Origin of the sequence: Caulobacter sp. X, assembly GCF_002742635.1 — a bacterium.
Classification (GTDB): domain Bacteria; phylum Pseudomonadota; class Alphaproteobacteria; order Caulobacterales; family Caulobacteraceae; genus Caulobacter.
The window spans coordinates 877,672-895,008 of the sequence record NZ_PEGF01000001.1; the positions used below are offsets into that span (position 1 = coordinate 877,672).

The window sequence follows — 17,337 nt, forward strand, 5'->3', positions numbered from 1 at the left end:
CGCGTTACAACCAGAGTCGACGTGAGTCCCTTGGGGAGGCCGACCGCGAAATGCATACGCAGAGAATTCTGGTGACGGGCGGCGCGGGCTTCGTCGGATCGCATCTGTGCGATCGGCTGCTGGAGAGCGGCGCCGAGGTGCTCTGCGTCGACAACTACTACACCGGCTCGCGCCTCAACGTGGCGCAGAACCTGTCCAATCCGCGCTTCGAACTGCTGCGTCACGACGTGACCATGCCGCTCTATGTCGAGGTCGATCAGATCTACAATCTGGCCTGCCCGGCCAGCCCGGTGCACTACCAGTTCGACCCGGTGCAGACGACCAAGACCAGCGTCCATGGCGCGATCAACATGCTGGGCTTGGCCAAGCGGGTGAAGGCCAAGATCCTGCAGGCCTCGACGTCCGAGGTGTACGGCGACCCGACCATCCACCCCCAGGTCGAGAGCTATTGGGGCAACGTCAATCCGATCGGGATCCGCTCTTGCTACGACGAGGGCAAGCGCTGCGCCGAGACCCTGTTCTTCGACTACTGGCGCCAACACAAGCTGCGCATCAAGGTGGCGCGGATCTTCAACACCTATGGCCCGCGGATGCATCCGAACGACGGGCGCGTGGTGTCGAACTTCATCGTCCAGGCGCTGAAGGGCGAGGACATCACCCTGTACGGCGATGGAACCCAGACGCGGTCGTTCTGCTATGTGGACGACCTGGTCGACGGCCTGATCCGGCTGATGAACACGGGCGACGACGTGACGGGCCCTATCAACCTGGGCAATCCGGTCGAGTTCACGATGAAGCAGCTGGCCGAGATGATTCTCGAACTGACGGGCAGCCCCTCGCAGATCGTTCACCGCCCCCTGCCCTCCGACGATCCGCGCCAGCGGCAGCCGGACATCACGCTCGCCAAGCAACACCTGGACTGGACGCCCACGGCGCCGCTCAAGGTGGGACTGATGAGGACGATCGAGTATTTCGAGGGCCTGCTGAAGGCGGCTTGACACGGCCAAGCCTTGCCGGGATCGGCGCGCGCCAGTAACAGCCAATTATGGCGCGTTCTGTTTCCTCGCTGGCCCTGCTGCTAGCCATTTCACTTCCAGCCTTTGCTCAAGCCCAGGAGGTCGAGGCGATCTCGGTCTGGGGCCGGCGCGCCAACGACTTGGGCCGCGCGACCTCGGCCAGCGAAGGGCGCGTCTCCTATGCCGACTTCGCCGTGCGCCCGTTGCTGCGTCCGGGCGAGTTGATCGAGGCGGTCCCTGGCCTCGCCGCGACCCAGCACTCCGGCGCGGGCAAGGCCAATCAGTACTTCCTACGCGGCTTCAACCTTGATCATGGCACGGACCTGGCCGCCTCGCTGGATGGCGTGCCGCTCAACCTGCCGTCCCACGGCCACGGCCAAGGCTATCTGGACCTGAACCTGCTCACGCCCGAGTTCGTCCACGACATCGGCTTCAAGAAGGGCCCCTATTCCGCCGAGAACGGCGACTTCGCCACCGCCGGCGCGGTCGCCTTCGAGACCGCCGACCACCTGCATGGCGACGGTTTGCAGGCTTGGGCGGGCGAGAACGATTATTACCGCGCGGTCGGCTCCAAGGCGCTGACAGACAACGTGCTGGTCGCCGCCGACCTCTCGACCGCGCGCGGAGCCTGGACCAACCCCGAGGACCTGCGGAAGATCAACCTGCTGGGACGCGCGCTGGCGGGCGGGTGGTCGATCACCGCTTTGGCCTACGACGCCAAGTGGAACGCCACCGACCAGATCCCGCGCCGCGCGGTCGAGGCCGGCGCCCTGGATCGTCTCGGCGCCGTCGATGCGACCGATGGCGGAAACACCTCGCGCTACATGCTGTCGGCCCGCCGCCGCGACCTGCTGCGCGGCCTGGACGCGGTCGTCTATGTCCAGCGCTACACGCTCGATCTCTATTCGAACTTCACCTACTTCCTGGACGATCCGGTCAATGGCGATCAGTTCGAACAGGTCGACCGCCGCTGGGTCTATGGCGGCTCGCTGGTCAAGCGCTGGAGCCTCGGCGACGGCTGGAGCGCCCGCACGGGCGCCTCGGCGCGCGTCGACGACATCGGCAAGGTCGGCCTCTACCGCACCACCGCCCGCGCCCGGCGCGCGACGGTCCGGCAGGATGCTCTGACCGAGTGGTCGACGGCGCTGTGGGGCGAGGCCTCTCGGCGCTTTGGCAAGCTGGACGCCACCTTCGGCCTGCGCGCCGACGCCATGGGCGCGGACGTCGACGCCGGCGATCGGCGCAACGCTGGGACCGTCAGCGATCTGCAGGTCAGCCCGAAGCTCGCCCTGGCCTGGCGGGTCTCGAAGACCTTCGAGCTCTATGCCGACGCCGGACGCGGCTTCCATTCCAACGACGCCCGCGGCGCTGTGATCACGGTCGATCCGGTGACCGGCAGCGCCGCCGAGCGGGCCCCGCTTCTGTCGCCCACCGATGGGGCGGAGCTCGGCCTGCGCTGGAAGCGCGATGACCTGACCCTGACCGCCGCCGCCTGGGCGCTGCGGGTGGATTCAGAGCTCGTCTATGTCGGCGACGCCGGATTCACCGAGGCCAGCGGCGCCACGCGACGGCGGGGTCTGGAGCTGCTGGCGGACTGGCGACCGACCTCGCGACTCAGCCTGACGGGCTCGTATGCCGCCACCCACGCGCGCTTCGCCGACCATCCGCCGGAAGGCGATCGCATCCCTAACGCGGTCGGCTCGGTGCTCAGCGCGGGCGCCAACTGGACGCCGGTCAAGGGATCGACCCTCTCGCTGACCTATCGCCGCCTGGGCGGCGCGCCGCTGATCGAGGACAACTCGGTGCGCTCGCGCCCGACCAGCCTGGTCAACGCCCTGTTCGTCCAGGAGCTGGGCCGCGCCATCCTGATGATCGAGGTGCTGAACCTGACCGACAGCCAGCGCGACGACATCGCCTATGTCTATGCCTCGAGGCTGCCTGGCGAGCCGGCCGAGGGTGTCGAGGACGTGCATTTCCATCCGGTGGAGCCACGCACTGTGCGCGCCGGTATCAAGATGAATTTCTGACGCCTCCGGAAGGAAAAAGGGATGATTTCCCCTTCACTCATGACCAAGGTGTCGGCGGGGTTCATCAGGGTTCTGAATTGAGGGGCTGAATTTGTCCAAGCGTTCCATTCGCTACGCCGTGGCCGGCGTCATCGCGGCCGCGCTCGCCGCTTCTGTCGCTCACGCCGACGCCATCAAGCAGACCAAGGCGCCGTTCGAGGACAAGTTCCGCCAGCTGGAGGGCGAGGACTGGCCGACCCCGACCGACTACCGCAACGCCTCGGGCGCGCCGGGCTATCGCTACTGGCAGCAGAAGGTCGACTACGACGTCTCGGTGCGTCTGAACGAAGACACCAAGACCCTGACCGGTCGCGAGACGATCAACTACCGCAACAATTCGCCCGACAGCCTGCCCTATCTGTGGCTGCTGCTGGATCAGGACGCCAAACGCAACTCGATCGCCGAGATGACCGACACGGTCTCGGGCGACAGCGTCAGCCTGAACGAGATCCGCCGCATCCAGCGCTTCAAGGAGTGGGAAGGCGGCTTCACGATCAAGTCGGTGAGGGACGTCTCGGGCCGTCCGCTGAAGTTCACCGTGGTCGACACCCTGCTGCGCGTCGATCTTCCCCAGGCTGTGAAGGCCAATGGCGGCGAGACCAAGATCGTCATCGAATGGACCCTGCCGCTGATCGAGAACAAGATCGTCGGCGGCCGCAGCGGCTACGAATGCTTCACCGGCAAGGACGAGGACGGCAACTGCATCTACGAGGCCGCCCAGTGGTTCCCGCGCCTGGCCGTCTATTCGGACTATGAGGGCTGGCACAACAAGGCCTTCCTCGGCTCGGGCGAGTTCACCCTGGAGTTTGGCGACTACCGCGTCGCCCTGACCGTGCCGTCGGACCACGTGGTGTCGGCCACCGGCGTCCTGCAGAACCCCGCCGCCGTGCTGTCGCCCGCCCAACGCGACCGCCTGGCGAAGGCGCGCACGGCCGCCGAGCCGGTCTATGTCGTCACCCCCGAGGAGGCCGCGGCCGCCGAGAAGGGCAAGGCCAAGACCGAGAAGACCTGGATCTTCCAAGCCAGCAACGTCCGCGACTTCGGCTGGGCCAGCTCGCGCAAGTTCGTCTGGGACGCCCTGGGCGTGAAGCAGGAAGACCCCAAGGCTGAGCATCCCGTCGTGATGGCGATGTCGTTCTTCCCCAAGGAAGCCCGGCCGCTGTGGGACGCCTATTCGACCAAGTCGATCGCCCATACGCTGAAAGTCTATTCGGACTTCACCTTCGCCTATCCCTACCCGGTGGCCCAGTCGGTCAACGGTCCGGTCGGCGGCATGGAATATCCGATGATCAGCTTCAACGGCCCCCGGCCGGTGAAGGACAAGAAGACCGGCAAGCTGACCTATACCGACCGCGCCAAGTACGGCCTGATCGGCGTGGTGATCCACGAGGTCGGCCACAACTACTTCCCGATGATCGTCAACTCCGACGAGCGTCAGTGGACGTGGATGGACGAGGGCCTGAACAGCTTCCTGCAGTTCCAGGCCGAGAAGCAGTGGGACAAGAAGTTCCCGTCGCGTCGCGGCGAGCCCAAGAACATCGTCGAGTACATGGTCAGCCAGGACCAGGTGCCGCTGATGACCCAGTCGGACTCGGTGATCCAGTTCGGTCCCAACGGCTACGGCAAGCCGGCGACCGCGCTGGTTGTCCTGCGCGAGACGGTCATGGGCCGCGAGCTGTTCGACCGCGCCTTCAAGGAATATGCGAACCGCTGGCGCTTCAAGCACCCGACGCCTTACGACTTCTTCCGCACGATGGAGGAGTCTTCGGGCGTCGACCTCGACTGGTTCTGGCGCGGCTGGTTCTACTCGACCGACCACGTCGACATCGCGCTGGACAAGATCGTGCAGGGCCGCATCGACAGCGGCGATCCCGACGCCGAAGCGGCCGTCCGCAAGGCCGAGCGCGCCAAGGAGCCGGAGTCGGTGACCGCCAGCCGCAACACCGGCAAGACCGTCGTCGAGCTGGATCCCAAGGTCCGCGACTTCTACGACCAGACCGACGAGTTCACGGTGTTCGATAGCGCCCGCAAGAAGGCCAAGTCGTCGCGTGAGGAACTGACCCCCGAGGAAAAGGCCGCTCAGGACTTCAAGGACAACCTCTACCGCTTCACCTTCCGCAATGTCGGCGGCCTGGTGATGCCGGTGATCCTGAAGATGGACTTCACCGACGGCTCCACCGAAACGGTCCGCATCCCGGCGGAAATCTGGCGTCGGAATTCCAAGCAGGTCACCTGGCAATACGTCTCGGCCAAGCAGCTGAAGGGCGCCGAGCTCGATCCGCTTTGGGAGACCGCCGACGCCGATCGCGGCAACAACGTCTACGAAGGCGCGATCATCCCGACGACGTTCAAGGTCGCCAGGCCGCCGGAAGGCGGCGGCAACCGCATGAAGGACGCCAACCTGGAAGTCGGTCCCGACAGCCTGGCGACCAAGCCCAGCGCCGAGCCCAAGAAGGACGAAGGCTCCAAGTGATCCGGCGCGCGGTCGTTCTGATGGCGGCGGCGGGCTTGCTCCTCGCCCCGCTTCCGGCGGCCGCGCACCGCGGCCATGGCGCGCTGAGCGTCGTGGAGCTCGACGCCAAGACCGGCGCGGTGACGGTCAGCCACCGCGTTCCGGCGCACGACGCAGAGCCGGCCCTGGCCGCCATCGCCCCGGACGCCCAGACCAGCCTGGACGATCCCGAAGCGGTCGAAGCCTTGAAACGCTACATGGCCAGCCGCTTCAGCGTGTCGATCTCCGGCCAGCCCGTGGCGCTGACGCTCAAGGACATGACCCTGGGCGCCGACGAGGTCCGCTTCGAATATGCTGGCATGACGTCACCGGCCGACATCGCCGGGGCGGTCACGGTCCGAGCGCCTCTGTTCGCGGACATCTATGGCGACCAGGTCAACCAGGTGAACATCCGCCGGCTGGGCGTCACCCGGACGCTGATCTTCAACGCGTCAGACGCGGCCGATCCTCAGACGGTGGACGCGATCGTCCCTTAGGCGGACATGACAAACGTCACCTCGAGCGCGTGACCCCAGGCACTGCAACGCTTTGAGTCGTCCTGGCAGGTTCCTCGCAACAGAGGAGACCCACCATGACCTTCACGACCCGCCGCGCCGCGCTTCTGGCCGCCACGGGCCTGGTCGCGTTCAGCGCCAACGCCTACGCCCAGACGACGACCGCCTCCCCGCCTCCCGCGAAAAAGGAGCCGTCGACCCAGGTGCAGGGCGTGACCATCACCGCCCCGTCCAGCCAGGACATCAAGACCTCGATCGACCGCCGCAGCTACAGCCTGGGCAAGGACATCCAGGCCACCACCGGTTCGGTCGCCGACGTGCTGCGCAACGTGCCGTCGGTGCAGGTGGACGTTCAGGGCAATGTCAGCCTGCGCGGCGACTCCAACGTCACCATCATGATCGACGGCAAGCCGTCCGGCATGTTCAAGGGCGACAACCGCGGCCAGGTCCTGCAGCAGATTCCCGCAAGCCAGTTCGAGCGGGTCGAGGTGATGACCAATCCCTCCGCCGCCTTCAGCCCCGAAGGCTCGGCCGGCATCATCAACCTGATCACAAAGCAGCAGCGCGGCGTCGGCGCGACGGGCTCGGTGCGCGCCAACGTCGGCACCGAAGGCCGCAAGAACGCCAGCATCAGCCTGGCCCGCAACACCAAGGCGCTGACGCTGTCGGCCGACGCCGGTTGGCGCCGCGACAAGGCCAAGGGCCAGATCGTGGACGACCGCGAACGTCTCGACACGGCGACGGGCAAGTACTCCCCCAGCCACCAGGAGGTCGGCTTCGTCAGCCGCGGCCAATCGCACAACGCCCGCGCCGGGGTCGACTACGACCTCGACAAAAAGACCCGCCTCAGCGCCGAAGCCCGCTACAACGACATGAGCTACAAGTCGAAGTCCGGCTCGGACTACGACGGCCGCACCCCGAGCGGCGCGCCCAGCGTCCGCTACCAGCGGCGCGGCGACGGCGAGATGAAGCGCTCGGTGGCGGGCCTCTCCGGCGACCTGCGCCGCAAGCTATCTGGCGACGATCACGAGTTTACCGTCCACGCCAGCCTGGAGCGCACCCGCGACCGTCAGATCACCGTGTCGGACGGTTTCAACCAGCTGCCGATCGTCTCAAGCTACGCCGAGCGCGTCCGCGTCGGCGACGAACTGGTCCAGGGCCGGCTGAAGGCCGAGTACAAGCGCCCCCTGCCCGGCGGCGCCAAGCTGGTGGCCGGCTACGAGCTGCAGGTCGACGACAACGACTATGACAACTACGGCGCCCGCGGCCCGCTAGGCGGCTCGCTGACGACCGATCCGGCGCTGACCAACCAGTTCAAGTACAAGCAGGCGGTCAACGCCCTCTACGCCACCTACAGTCGCTCGATGGGCGACTGGACGGTGATGCCGGGCCTGCGCCTGGAAGAGGTCCAGATCGACACCAACCAGGTGACCTCCAATCTGAAGGACTCCAACGACTACCTGCGCGCCTATCCGTCGCTGCACGCGCAGTACAAGGTCGATGACACGCGCCAAATCAACGCCAGCTACAGCCGTCGCATCCAGCGTCCGAGCGCCCAGGACCTGAACCCGTACCGGATTTATCAGGACCCCTATAACTACCGCCAAGGTGACCCGCGCCTGAAGCCGCAGGTGACGGACTCGTTCGAGGTCGCCTACCAGCTGCGCAAGGGCTTCAACTACTATCTGGGCACACTGTACTGGCGCGAGGCGCGCGACGGCGTCACCGACGTGGTGCGCGAGCTGCCGGGCGGCGCCCTGCTGACCACCAAGGCCAACCTCGCCAAGAGCCGCAGCGGCGGCCTGGAACTGGTCGCCAACGCGCGCCTGACGCCCAAGATCTCTTACACGATCAGCGGTAACGCCGCCTGGAACGAGATCGGCGCCACGGACCTGGGCTTCCCCAACAGCCGCTCGACCTGGACCGTCTCGGGCTATGCGGCCCTGAACGTTCAGGCCACGCCCAAGGACTTCCTGCAGATCAGCGGCTTCGCCACCGGCAAGCGCTTGACGCCCCAGGGCTACAAGGAGCCGACGGGGATGCTGCTGCTGGGCTACCGCCACAAGTTCAACGACCGCCTGTCGGGCGTGGTGACGGTGCAGGACGCGCTAAAGACCTTCGGCGACAAGCTGGTCATCCAGACGGCCGCCCTGAAGGAGCGCCGGGCCATGGACCTCGACCTGCGAGCGGTCTTTATCGGCATCACCTACGGCTTCGGCGGCCAGGGCGCGGCCAATCCCCGTCGTCCGCGCGAGCCGGCTTTCGACTTCCAGACCACCCCGGGCGGCGTCGGCCCGATGTAGGCGCAAGGCGGCGGCTGGCGAACCTCGCCGGCCGCCAAGCCCCCGCGCCGCGGCGGCGGGCCAGCTCCCGAAAGTGCGTACGCTGCGGCAACCTGCCCTATAGCCTTTGTCACGCGGTCGGCTTTCTGCATTAGCGCATGAAAAGCTTAGCCGTGACCCACGCGACCTCTCCCGCCCCCCGAGCGGCCGAGGGCCATTTGCCAGGAGCCGCCGCGACGCGGGTGGCCACGGACTTCCTGCTCGATCACCTGATCGCGGGACTTAAGGCTCATGACGGCGACCTGCTTTCGGTGCTGGTGCTGGCCGCGCTAAGCTCGGGCAACTGCGCCCATCTGCCGGCCGAGCAGTTCGCGACGCTGGACAGGGCTCCGCCGGACCGGGAGCGTCGCCCCCTCACGATCCGCCAGGTCGCCCAATCGCTGGGCCAGCCTTACGAGACCGTGCGCCGGCGCTTCGCCGCCTTGGAGACCGCCGGACAGATCGTCCGGCGCGGCCGCAACGGCTTCATCATCCCACAAGCGGCCGACAATGCGCCAGAACGCCGGGACGCCGTGCGGCGCACCCACGCCAAGGTCCAACGCATGATGAAGACGCTTCAGGCCTTCGAGCGGCGCTCAGCGTGAAACGAAAACCGCCGCGGCCAAGACCGCGGCGGCGTCGTGGGATCGAAGCCAGGGCTGGCCTCAGATCAGCTTGCTAGCGACCTAGAACTCATACCGCAGCGAAACCTGCATGTACCAAAGCGACAGGCCCGTGTTGCGGGTCTTGGTCACCGAGGTCGGGACGCTGGAGTAACGGTAGCGGGCGCAGCTAGCGTCATTGGTGGCCGCCAGGGCGCCGGCCGAGGTCAAGCAGTCGACCCGGGCCAGGGTATTGATGTCGCCATATTCCGACACCAGACCCCAGTCGCGGTTGATCAGGTTCAGCAGGTTGCGGATATCGACCTGGACCTTCAGCTTGTGGCCGTTGATCAGGGTCGGCAGCTCCTGGCTGAACTGGGCGTCCAGGCGGTTCACCGGCGCGTTGGTGTTCGAGTTCTTCTTCACCAGGCCGGTCGGCAGGTTGAACTGGTTCACGTACTTCTTGAACAAGGTCACGTCGTTGGCGGTGGCGAAGGTGACCAGGCCGTAGTCCAGGCCCGTGGCGCCGCCGTTGCCGCTCATGTCAGGCACGTAGAGCATCTGAGCCGTGCGGTTGACGCCGAACACCTGGCTGCGGCCCGACTGGCGGTCCTGCATGTAGAAGCCGAACGGACGACCGTCCTGGCGCTCGGCGAAGAGCGTCACGCGGGTCTCGTTGTCGCCGAAGAACTTCTTGCGATAGCTGAACTCGGCCTTGAAGCGGTTCTTGATCTCGTAGACCGAGCGGCCGAGGTAGTCGCGGTTCGGGTCCATGCCGGCGGCGACGCCGCCGTACAGCGAACCGGCTGTCGTGCCGAAGAAGAGACCGGCGTTGACGTCGGTCATGTGCTGGCGGGCGTAACCCAGCGAGAAATCGCCGCCCCAGTCGAAGCGCTTGCCGACCTGGAAGCTGGCGGTCCAGCTTTCGCCCTTGTCCGTGTTCGAGACGATCACGTCGCGGTTGGAGCCCAGGTTGGTCGAAGCCTTGCCCGGGGTCGTGGCGGCCAGGCCGTCATAGCGGATGCGGCCGTCGGGCAGGAACTGCTGCACGCCGTTGATGACCAGCGGCTGGGCGCGGCTGTCGTAGTAGGTCAGCTCGTTCTTGGACTGGGTGGCGATAAAGTTGGCCGTGGCGGTCACGCCCTCGGTCCACTTGCCCGAACCGCGCCATTCGCCCGACAGGTACAGCTTCCATTGGCCCGGCATCTCGAAGCTGGGCGACAGGGCGATCGCTTCGCTGAGCGGCGGGATGGTCACCGAACCCGTCAGCGTGCCCTGCTGCAGCTGCTGCACCACCTGCGGGACGACCAGGCCGAAGTTGGAGTCGGTGTTCAGGTTGTTCAGCGCGGTAGCGCCGATCGCCTGGGTGAAGCCGGGCGTGCCGCCGGTCTCGGTGTAGGTCCCGGCGGCGGTGCGCTGGATGGTGACCTGGCTGGTCGCATAGCCCGTATTGTAGAACGAAATCCCCGTCAGGACGTCCGGCGAGCCGCCGGCGAACAGGCCAAACCCGCCCGTGAAGCGCAGGCTGTCGGTCGCCTTCCAGTCCACCGACAGGCGGGGCATGAAGACGTACAGGCCGTCGATGGTCTTCTGGTTGTTGAAGCCGTTACGGGCCGTGAAGTTCGGGTTCAGGATCGGGCGGTCCGGCTGGTCGTACCAGTCGAAGCGGACCCCGGCCGTGACCTGCAGGTTGTCGGTGACGTCCAGGGTGTCCTGGGCGAAGCCGGAATAGGTCCAGTAGGTGCTGTTGAACGCCGCGTCATTCGCCTTGCCGGTGACGGAGTTGGCGTAGATCAGCTGGCTGGCCTTGCCAGCCTGATAGTCGGCGATCGAGTCGAAGTAGTACTGGCCGCGCGAGTTCGGAACGAAGACGTCGAACACGTCGGCCTTGCGGGCCTGGGCGCCGATCTTGAAGCGGTTCTCGCGCCAGCTGTATTCGGCGACGGCCTGGTAGCGGGTCTCCTGCTCGTCCAGGGCGTTGGCGTGACGGAACTGGTCAGGACCGAAATAGACCTGCGAGAAGCCGGCGGCGCAGCTGGTCAGGGTGGCGTCGGAGCTCGGCGCGGCGCACACGCGCACATCCGAGAAGTTCTGGCCGCCCGGCGGGTTCTGGCCGTTACGGTAGTCGCGATAGGTCGCCTTCAGGGTGGTGGCGAGCTTGTCGGTCCAGTTGGAGTGGATTTCCAGCGTCGTGGCTTCGTCGCTGTTTTCCTGCTTGTACCAGTGCGAGTACAGCGCCGCGACGCCGGCGGCCAAGTCCGTCCGCTGTAGCGAGCTGCTTTCGGCGTAGCGATAGGTCAGGCTGGCGCGGTGCTTGTCGCTGATGTTCCAGTCGATCTTGGCCGAGTACTTCTTGTCGGTGACCGGCGCGGTCAGCGGGATGCCGCCCAGGCTGTACTTGCTGGCGTAGCCGGTGTTGTAGGTGTTGACGATCGAGTCGATCGTCGCCTGCGTCAGGTTGTTCGAGAAGATGTTGACCGCGCCCGAGCCCGGCGCGCCGAACTGGGTGGTGTCCAGCGTCTTGTAGTTCTCGTAGCTGACGGCGAAGAACAGCTTGTCCTTGATGATCGGACCCGACAGGAACCCGCCGTAGTTCTTCTGGCTGACGGTCTGGGGCACGCGGGTGTCGCTGTAGTGCCGCCCGACCATGCCCTCGTTCAGATAGTTGTCGAACAGCACGCCGTGGAAGCTGTTGCCGCCCGAGCGCAGCACCAGGTTCAGGGCGCCGCCCACGAAGTCGCCGTTCTCGACATCGGTCGGCACGGCGGCGACGGCGAACTGCTCCACGGCGTCCAGGGTGACCGGACCGCGCGCGGTGCTCATCCCGCCTTGGGCCAGGCCGAAATTGTCCTGAGCCGACACGCCGTCGACCGTCAGGCGGTTCAGGCGCGGGTTCGAGCCGGCGATCGAGATGCCGCCGGCGTTGGTGCCGGCGCGACCGCCGGACAGGTCCTGGGCGACCAGGATGTCGCGACGCGCGAAGTCGCGCGGGTCGCGGGTCACGGCGACCACGGAGTTCAGATCATCCCGGTTCAGAACGGTCTTGGGCCCCTGGTCGTTGTTGCGGCGGCTCGCCGCCGACACCACGATGGACTCGACCTCGGCGCTGTCCCCAAGCTCCACGCCCAGGTCGGTGGTCTTGCCCAGGCTGAGGAAGAGATCGTTGAAGGTCTTGGATCCGCCGCCTGGCGCCGTGACCGTCACCGTGTACGGACCGCCAACCCGCAGGCCGCGCGCGTCAAAAGCGCCGCTGGCGCCGGTCACGGTCGTGCTTCGCGTCCCCGAAGGCTTGTGCACCACGGTGACGCTGGCGTTGGCGACAGCCGCGCCGTTGTTGGTCACCTGTCCGTGCAGGGCGGCCGTGGTCTCCTGGGCGTACACAGCGCCCGACATAGCCACAGCCATAACGCCAAGAGCGGCCCCCGCCGCCAATCGCTTCATCGACATAAGATTTTTCCCCTCGTCGCAGCTTTCACCGCGCAACCCGGTCGAAATAATTGCCCTGTTTCTGCAACAGCCGAACGACAACATCGGCCATCGACCGCAACGCCGCGACCAATGACCGAACCTTGCACTGGATTTGATCGGCCCGCGTAGCGAGGCGCTCGACCTTTAGGCGCTATGAAGAAACGCCTTACTTCCCGCGAAGCCTTGGCGTTGTCCGGGTTCAGATTCGGAGGCGGCCGCCGACGGACGACACCCTCCGAAAAGGCGCCCGACGTCACCGCCGGGCGAGTCGATTGGGTCCTTCAACACGTGAATCGAAAGATCGACCCACGTCACAAATTGAGTCCCTCGCCTCGACGCCTGGAAGGCGTGGGCCAGACTCGGAACGCCAAGCTTGAGCATGTGGCTAATTCGCGAGCTTGGGTCGGGAGCAGCGCCTTCCCCTGGGGCGCCCAACGCGCCCGGCGGTTCACGGAGAGCCGCAACAAATCAACCGCGTATGACGCGCATCGATCAAGCTGGATGAAAGTGTGATGGCGGAGACGGAGGGATTCGAACCCTCGATACCCTTTTGAGGTATGCCGCTTTAGCAAAGCGGTGCCTTCAGCCTCTCGGCCACGTCTCCTCCTGAGAGGGAGCGGTTCGATAGCCTGTTCGGTGCGACATGACAACGGCGTCAATGCCAAAAATATGCGTGTTAACGTCGCACTTAGAAGCCTCGCTTAGATTGAACGGCGTTTTCCGAACATCGGTCGCCATGCAGCCTATTCCAGAGCCTAATTCCACGCGCGCCTCGACCTTGGCGTTCAACGCCTCGGGGGACGTTTTGGCGCGAGTTGGCCAAGAGAACGCCGCTCGCGGCGAAAGGCGGCGGCAGCCGTCCTTGCGCCCGGGGAAACTGCTGCCGTCACGCTCGCGGATGGACGCCCGCTGGCTCGTGCGGGTGTTTCGCCTCGTGGACGTCATCGGCGCCATGCTCATGGCCGCGCCCGTCACCCTGGGTCGAGATCTCCTGACGGGCGTCGCCTGGACGCTCGCGATTCCGATCGCGATGCGCGTGTTCGGCGCCTACGCCTTTCCGCGCAAGCAGAGCCTGGCGCGCCATCTGGGCCACGTGGGCAAGGCTCTTGTGGCGGCGGCGATTTCCGCCGTCCTCGCCTCTCTGATCTTCAATCCCATGGACGCGCGCTCGGCTCTGCCCTTGCTGTTCGCCAGCGGCTTTCTGGTCACGCTGCACGCGAGCTGGTGGAAGATCATCGAGCACGCCCGGCGCCAAGGCCTGCTGACGCCAAACGTCTTCATCGTCGGCGCCACGGCCAACGCTCAGCGCTTCATTGAGGCGGCCATGCGAACCGGCGAGGTCAATGTGCTGGGCCTGTTCGACGATCGCTTGCGCCGCGCCCCTGTGAACATCCTGGGCGTGCCGCTGCTGGGCGACACCGACGCCCTGCTCAATCATCGGCTCGCGCCCTACATCGACCGGGTCGTCATCGCCATCACCGCCAGCGCCGAGACGCGCGTTCGCGAACTGTCCGAGAAGCTGGGCGTCCTGCCCCACCCTCTGAATCTGTTCGTGGACGGTGGAACGCCCGACGAGGACGACGCGACCCTGGCGCGGATCGCGGTCGGCGCGGAGCATTCGCTATCGGGCTGGCGCGACCTTCGCCGTCGTCGCATCGTCGCCAAAAGGGCCATGGACCTGACCCTGGCCACACTCGGCCTGATCGCGGCGGGCCCAGTGATGCTGGCGACCGCGCTCGCCGTAAAGCTGGACAGTCCGGGTCCGGTCTTCTTCCGCCAGCGCCGCCACGGCTTCAACAACGAGGAATTCCTGGTCTGGAAGTTCCGCTCGATGCGCCACGATGCGGCGGACGCGCAAGCCGCCCGCCAGATCCGCGCGGGCGACGATCGGGTGACTCGCGTGGGTCGTTTCATCCGCAAGACCAGCCTGGATGAGCTGCCTCAGCTCTTCAACGTTCTGCGCGGCGAGATGTCGATCGTCGGCCCCCGCCCCCATGCGGTCGGGATGAGGACCGCCGGCGTGGAGTCGTCCAAGCTTGTCGCAGAATATGCGCACCGCCATCGGATGAAGCCCGGCCTCACTGGCTGGGCGGCGATCAAAGGCTCGCGCGGACCGGTCGACACGCCTGAATGCGTGCGACGCCGGGTGGCGTTGGACGTCGAATATATCGAGCGCCAGTCGTTCTGGCTGGATCTCTACATCATCCTGATGACCGTGCCGTGCCTGCTGGGCGACCGCTCGGCGGTGCGCTAGGCGGGCGGACCCGGACGCGCGAGGATGACGAGAGACGCCCCTGATCGCAGGCCGCGCTTGGGCGCGCCGGCCTTGCGAAGGGCGATCAAGAGCCTACACGGCAGGCGGCCGCGGAACGCGGCGCCCGGCTCAGGCGACGAGGGACAAGGAATAGTGAGCCCGGAGAACCGGGCTCAGCCGTGGGCGAGCCATTCGCGCGCCTGGCGCTGGGCCTCGGCGACGTCTTCGCTGGCCATCTCTTGCGCCAGTTCCTTGCGATAGAGCTTGGCTTCGACCGAACCGCGCATGGCGGCCAGGTTGAACAGCATGTGGGCCGAGACATAGTCCAGCGGCGCGCCGCCCTGACCGGTCGAATACAGCAGGCCCATGCGGAACAGCTCGTCGCCGGTGGACTCGGCGGTCGGCAGCGGCAGGGTGGCGACGACGGCCGGCGGTTCATTCATCAACATCATGGCTCATCTCCTTTCTTAGGCTCACCACGGCGTTCTGCCGGATCAGAGCACGAATGGAGGAAAGTCCAGCGCGACTGAACATATAGTTAATCGCGCCGACATGATGAATGCGACCAAATGTATACTGGACGTTTATCCCGATTACTGGCTGTAAACGTTAGTATATGCGACCTTAACGCGCCCTCTGCCCGAACAGCACCTTTCGCGCCTCTTCGGCCGCTTTTCCCGACGCCTGAAGGCCTTGCGACCGTAGCTCCGCGCCCAGCTTGAAGCCCTTTTGGACGGCTTCGCGCGCGCCAACCCGCTCGAACCAGCTCCCCAAATTGGGGAACTCATCGAGAATAATGCCCTGGTTCTTCCAGGGAACGATCCAGGGCCAGATCATGAAGTCGGCGATGGACAGATCGCCGCAGATGAAATCGCGCCCCTCCAGCTGCTTGTTCAACACGCCGTAGAGACGGTGGGTCTCATTGGTGTAGCGGACGACGCCGTAAGCGATCTGGCGCTGGTCGGCGATGATCGCCGGCGCGTACTGGCGGAAGTGGTGGGTCTGGCCGGCCATGGGGCCAAGCCCCGCCATCTGCCACATCACCCACTGGTCGATCGCGACCCGGTCCCGCTCGGTCGCGCCATAGAAGCTGCCGGTCTTGCGCGCCAGGTACTGCAGGATCGCGCCGGATTCGAAGATCGAGATCGGTTGCCCATCGGGACCCTCAGGATCGACAATGGCCGGCATGCGGTTGTTAGGGCTGATCGCCAGGAAATCGGGCTTGAACTGCTCGCCCACGCCGATGTTTACCGGGATCATCTCGTACGGCAGGCCCATCTCCTCCAGGGCGATCGAGACCTTCCAGCCATTGGGCGTCGGCCAATAGTAGAGCGCGATCGGTTGGGTCATCGGCGTTCTCTCCCTCTTTTCAGCCCCAGCAACATGGCTGTCACGCGATCCTCCGCCAAGGCCCCTCGCGCCCTTTCTGTCTCCGCCATTCAGGCCCGGTTCAGTCGCGGGCCGCGATCATGCGTTCAAAGGTCGAGGGAACCTCTCGGCGGCTTCGGCCGCCGTCCATAGGAGAAGACGACATGAAACGTCTGCTGCTCACGATCGCCGCCCTCGCTTCGGCAGCCGGCCCGATGGCCCTGTCGGCGACGGACGCCAGCGCCCAGGATCGCGGTCGCTGGGACCATCGCGACCGCGATTGGGATCGTGATCGCGGCCACTGGGACAACGGTCGCCACAATGGCTGGGATCGCGGAGACCGTTGGGATCACGGCCGCCACAATGGCTACTACTACAACAGCCGCTGGCACTATGGCCCGCCGCCGGTCGCCTACTACGGCCGTCCCGGCTATCGACCGGGCTACGAAGCCTGGCGACGCGGCGCTTACTTGCCATCCTACTATCGCGGCGGAGGCTATGTCGTGAACGACTACTATCGCTATCACCTACGCCCGCCGCCGCGCGGGTACTACTGGTACCGCACGGGCAATGACTACGTGCTCGCCGCCATCGCCACGGGCCTGATCTTCGACGTGATCGCCAATCGCTAGACCTGCGGCGTCTTGGTCTCTCTACGCGGCGTCCTGAGCTATGCCTCGGGACGCCGCTTTACGGCCACGCGCGTCGCAACCTTGCCGCGCATGCGGCGCAATGGCCCGATTGCGAAGTCATTTCGACCGCATTGGCGGCCCAGCGTGAACGGTGCGTCACAACCCGACGCCGCTGAAACAGGTCCGAGACCATGAAGACCCCGCGCATCACCACCGCCGCCGTCGCCCTGGCCGCCGCCGCCTTCGCCGGCTCGGCCATGGCGCAGGCCACCCTGCCCCAGACCTCGCCCGCCAACCCTTCGCCGATGACGTCGACGCCCGCGCCGACCAACGACCCCGCCGCTCAGACGGGAACCATGACCCAGACCTCGCCCGAGACCGCCACCCCGGCCGACAGCGCCGGCGCGCCGACGTCCGCCACGGCGCCATCCAGCACCGACGGATCCTCGATGACGGGCGAGAAGCCCGCCAAGAAGGCCAAGAAGCACAAAGGCCACGGCGATGGCGCGGCGACACCGTCCTCGAGCGATCCGACCTCGTCGGCCGGAACAACGACGCCCCAATAAGAAAACCCGTTCGCATCAACGAAGAAGGGCCCGCGGTT

At 66.1% G+C, this 17,337-nt stretch carries 12 protein-coding genes and 1 tRNA gene; 9 read left to right on the top strand and 4 right to left on the bottom strand.

Annotated features, from left to right (window positions below; all coding sequences use genetic code 11):
- Positions 1-50: 50 nt before the first annotated feature.
- From CSW60_RS03910 to CSW60_RS03935, 6 genes are all read left to right on the top strand, one after another.
- Entirely contained in the window at positions 51-998 is a 948-nt protein-coding gene (locus CSW60_RS03910; protein WP_099536011.1) for a UDP-glucuronic acid decarboxylase family protein, read from the top strand.
- A gap of 47 nt (positions 999-1,045) precedes the next feature.
- The gene (locus tag CSW60_RS03915) at positions 1,046-3,043 is read left to right on the top strand and encodes a TonB-dependent receptor (RefSeq protein WP_099536012.1); all 1,998 of its coding nucleotides are present in this window, start codon (positions 1,046-1,048) and stop codon (positions 3,041-3,043) included.
- A gap of 85 nt (positions 3,044-3,128) precedes the next feature.
- A complete protein-coding gene (locus CSW60_RS03920) occupies positions 3,129-5,555 on the top strand; it encodes a M1 family metallopeptidase (RefSeq protein ID WP_099536013.1) in 2,427 nt (808 codons plus the stop codon).
- A complete protein-coding gene (locus CSW60_RS03925) occupies positions 5,552-6,070 on the top strand; it encodes a DUF6702 family protein (RefSeq protein WP_099536014.1) in 519 nt (172 codons plus the stop codon). Before CSW60_RS03920 ends, CSW60_RS03925 begins: the two co-directional genes overlap by 4 nt.
- A gap of 95 nt (positions 6,071-6,165) precedes the next feature.
- Entirely contained in the window at positions 6,166-8,391 is a 2,226-nt protein-coding gene (locus tag CSW60_RS03930) for a TonB-dependent receptor domain-containing protein (RefSeq protein WP_099536015.1), read from the top strand.
- A gap of 152 nt (positions 8,392-8,543) precedes the next feature.
- Positions 8,544-9,014: an Rrf2 family transcriptional regulator gene (locus CSW60_RS03935; protein WP_143324114.1), complete on the top strand. Its 471-nt coding sequence runs from the start codon at positions 8,544-8,546 to the stop codon at positions 9,012-9,014.
- Positions 9,015-9,095: 81 nt separating this feature from the next.
- Here CSW60_RS03935 and CSW60_RS03940 read toward each other — a convergent pair whose 3' ends face one another.
- Positions 9,096-12,404 carry a TonB-dependent receptor domain-containing protein gene (locus CSW60_RS03940; RefSeq protein ID WP_236634208.1) on the bottom strand — a complete coding sequence of 1,103 codons (3,309 nt, stop codon included), beginning with the start codon at positions 12,402-12,404 and terminating at the stop codon, positions 9,096-9,098.
- A 588-nt stretch (positions 12,405-12,992) separates the two neighbouring features.
- Positions 12,993-13,083, bottom strand: a tRNA-Ser gene (locus tag CSW60_RS03945).
- 294 nt (positions 13,084-13,377) lie between these two features.
- Here CSW60_RS03945 and CSW60_RS03950 point away from each other — a divergent pair.
- The gene (locus CSW60_RS03950; RefSeq protein ID WP_304441752.1) at positions 13,378-14,733 is read left to right on the top strand and encodes an exopolysaccharide biosynthesis polyprenyl glycosylphosphotransferase; all 1,356 of its coding nucleotides are present in this window, start codon (positions 13,378-13,380) and stop codon (positions 14,731-14,733) included.
- Positions 14,734-14,906: 173 nt separating this feature from the next.
- Here the strand turns inward: CSW60_RS03950 and CSW60_RS03955 are convergent, their stop codons facing one another.
- Entirely contained in the window at positions 14,907-15,185 is a 279-nt protein-coding gene (locus CSW60_RS03955) for a sel1 repeat family protein (RefSeq protein WP_013079866.1), read from the bottom strand.
- 172 nt (positions 15,186-15,357) lie between these two features.
- Complete coding sequence (locus CSW60_RS03960; RefSeq protein WP_099536019.1) at positions 15,358-16,083, bottom strand: glutathione S-transferase N-terminal domain-containing protein; 726 nt, start codon at positions 16,081-16,083, stop codon at positions 15,358-15,360.
- Between the two features lie 182 nt (positions 16,084-16,265).
- Between CSW60_RS03960 and CSW60_RS03965 the strand changes: the two genes are divergently transcribed.
- Together CSW60_RS03965 and CSW60_RS03970 are read left to right on the top strand one after the other, a co-directional pair.
- Complete coding sequence (locus CSW60_RS03965) at positions 16,266-16,733, top strand: RcnB family protein (protein WP_099536020.1); 468 nt, start codon at positions 16,266-16,268, stop codon at positions 16,731-16,733.
- A gap of 191 nt (positions 16,734-16,924) precedes the next feature.
- Positions 16,925-17,299 (top strand): proteophosphoglycan 5, encoded by a 375-nt coding sequence (locus CSW60_RS03970; RefSeq protein ID WP_099536021.1) that lies wholly within the window; start codon positions 16,925-16,927, stop codon positions 17,297-17,299.
- The last annotated feature ends 38 nt before the right edge of the window (positions 17,300-17,337 follow it).

Bases quoted from the DNA above. Each gene is read 5' to 3' on its own strand.
- CSW60_RS03910 (WP_099536011.1), top strand. From the start codon at position 51: ATGCATACGCAGAGAATTCTGGTGACGGGCGGCGCGGGCTTCGTCGGA.
- CSW60_RS03915 (WP_099536012.1), top strand. From the start codon at position 1,046: ATGGCGCGTTCTGTTTCCTCGCTGGCCCTGCTGCTAGCCATTTCACTT.
- CSW60_RS03930 (WP_099536015.1), top strand. From the start codon at position 6,166: ATGACCTTCACGACCCGCCGCGCCGCGCTTCTGGCCGCCACGGGCCTG.
- CSW60_RS03940 (WP_236634208.1), bottom strand. From the start codon at position 12,404: ATGTCGGGCGCTGTGTACGCCCAGGAGACCACGGCCGCCCTGCACGGA.
- CSW60_RS03950 (WP_304441752.1), top strand. From the start codon at position 13,378: ATGGACGCCCGCTGGCTCGTGCGGGTGTTTCGCCTCGTGGACGTCATC.
- CSW60_RS03955 (WP_013079866.1), bottom strand. From the start codon at position 15,185: ATGATGTTGATGAATGAACCGCCGGCCGTCGTCGCCACCCTGCCGCTG.
- CSW60_RS03960 (WP_099536019.1), bottom strand. From the start codon at position 16,083: ATGACCCAACCGATCGCGCTCTACTATTGGCCGACGCCCAATGGCTGG.
- CSW60_RS03965 (WP_099536020.1), top strand. From the start codon at position 16,266: ATGAAACGTCTGCTGCTCACGATCGCCGCCCTCGCTTCGGCAGCCGGC.
- CSW60_RS03970 (WP_099536021.1), top strand. From the start codon at position 16,925: ATGAAGACCCCGCGCATCACCACCGCCGCCGTCGCCCTGGCCGCCGCC.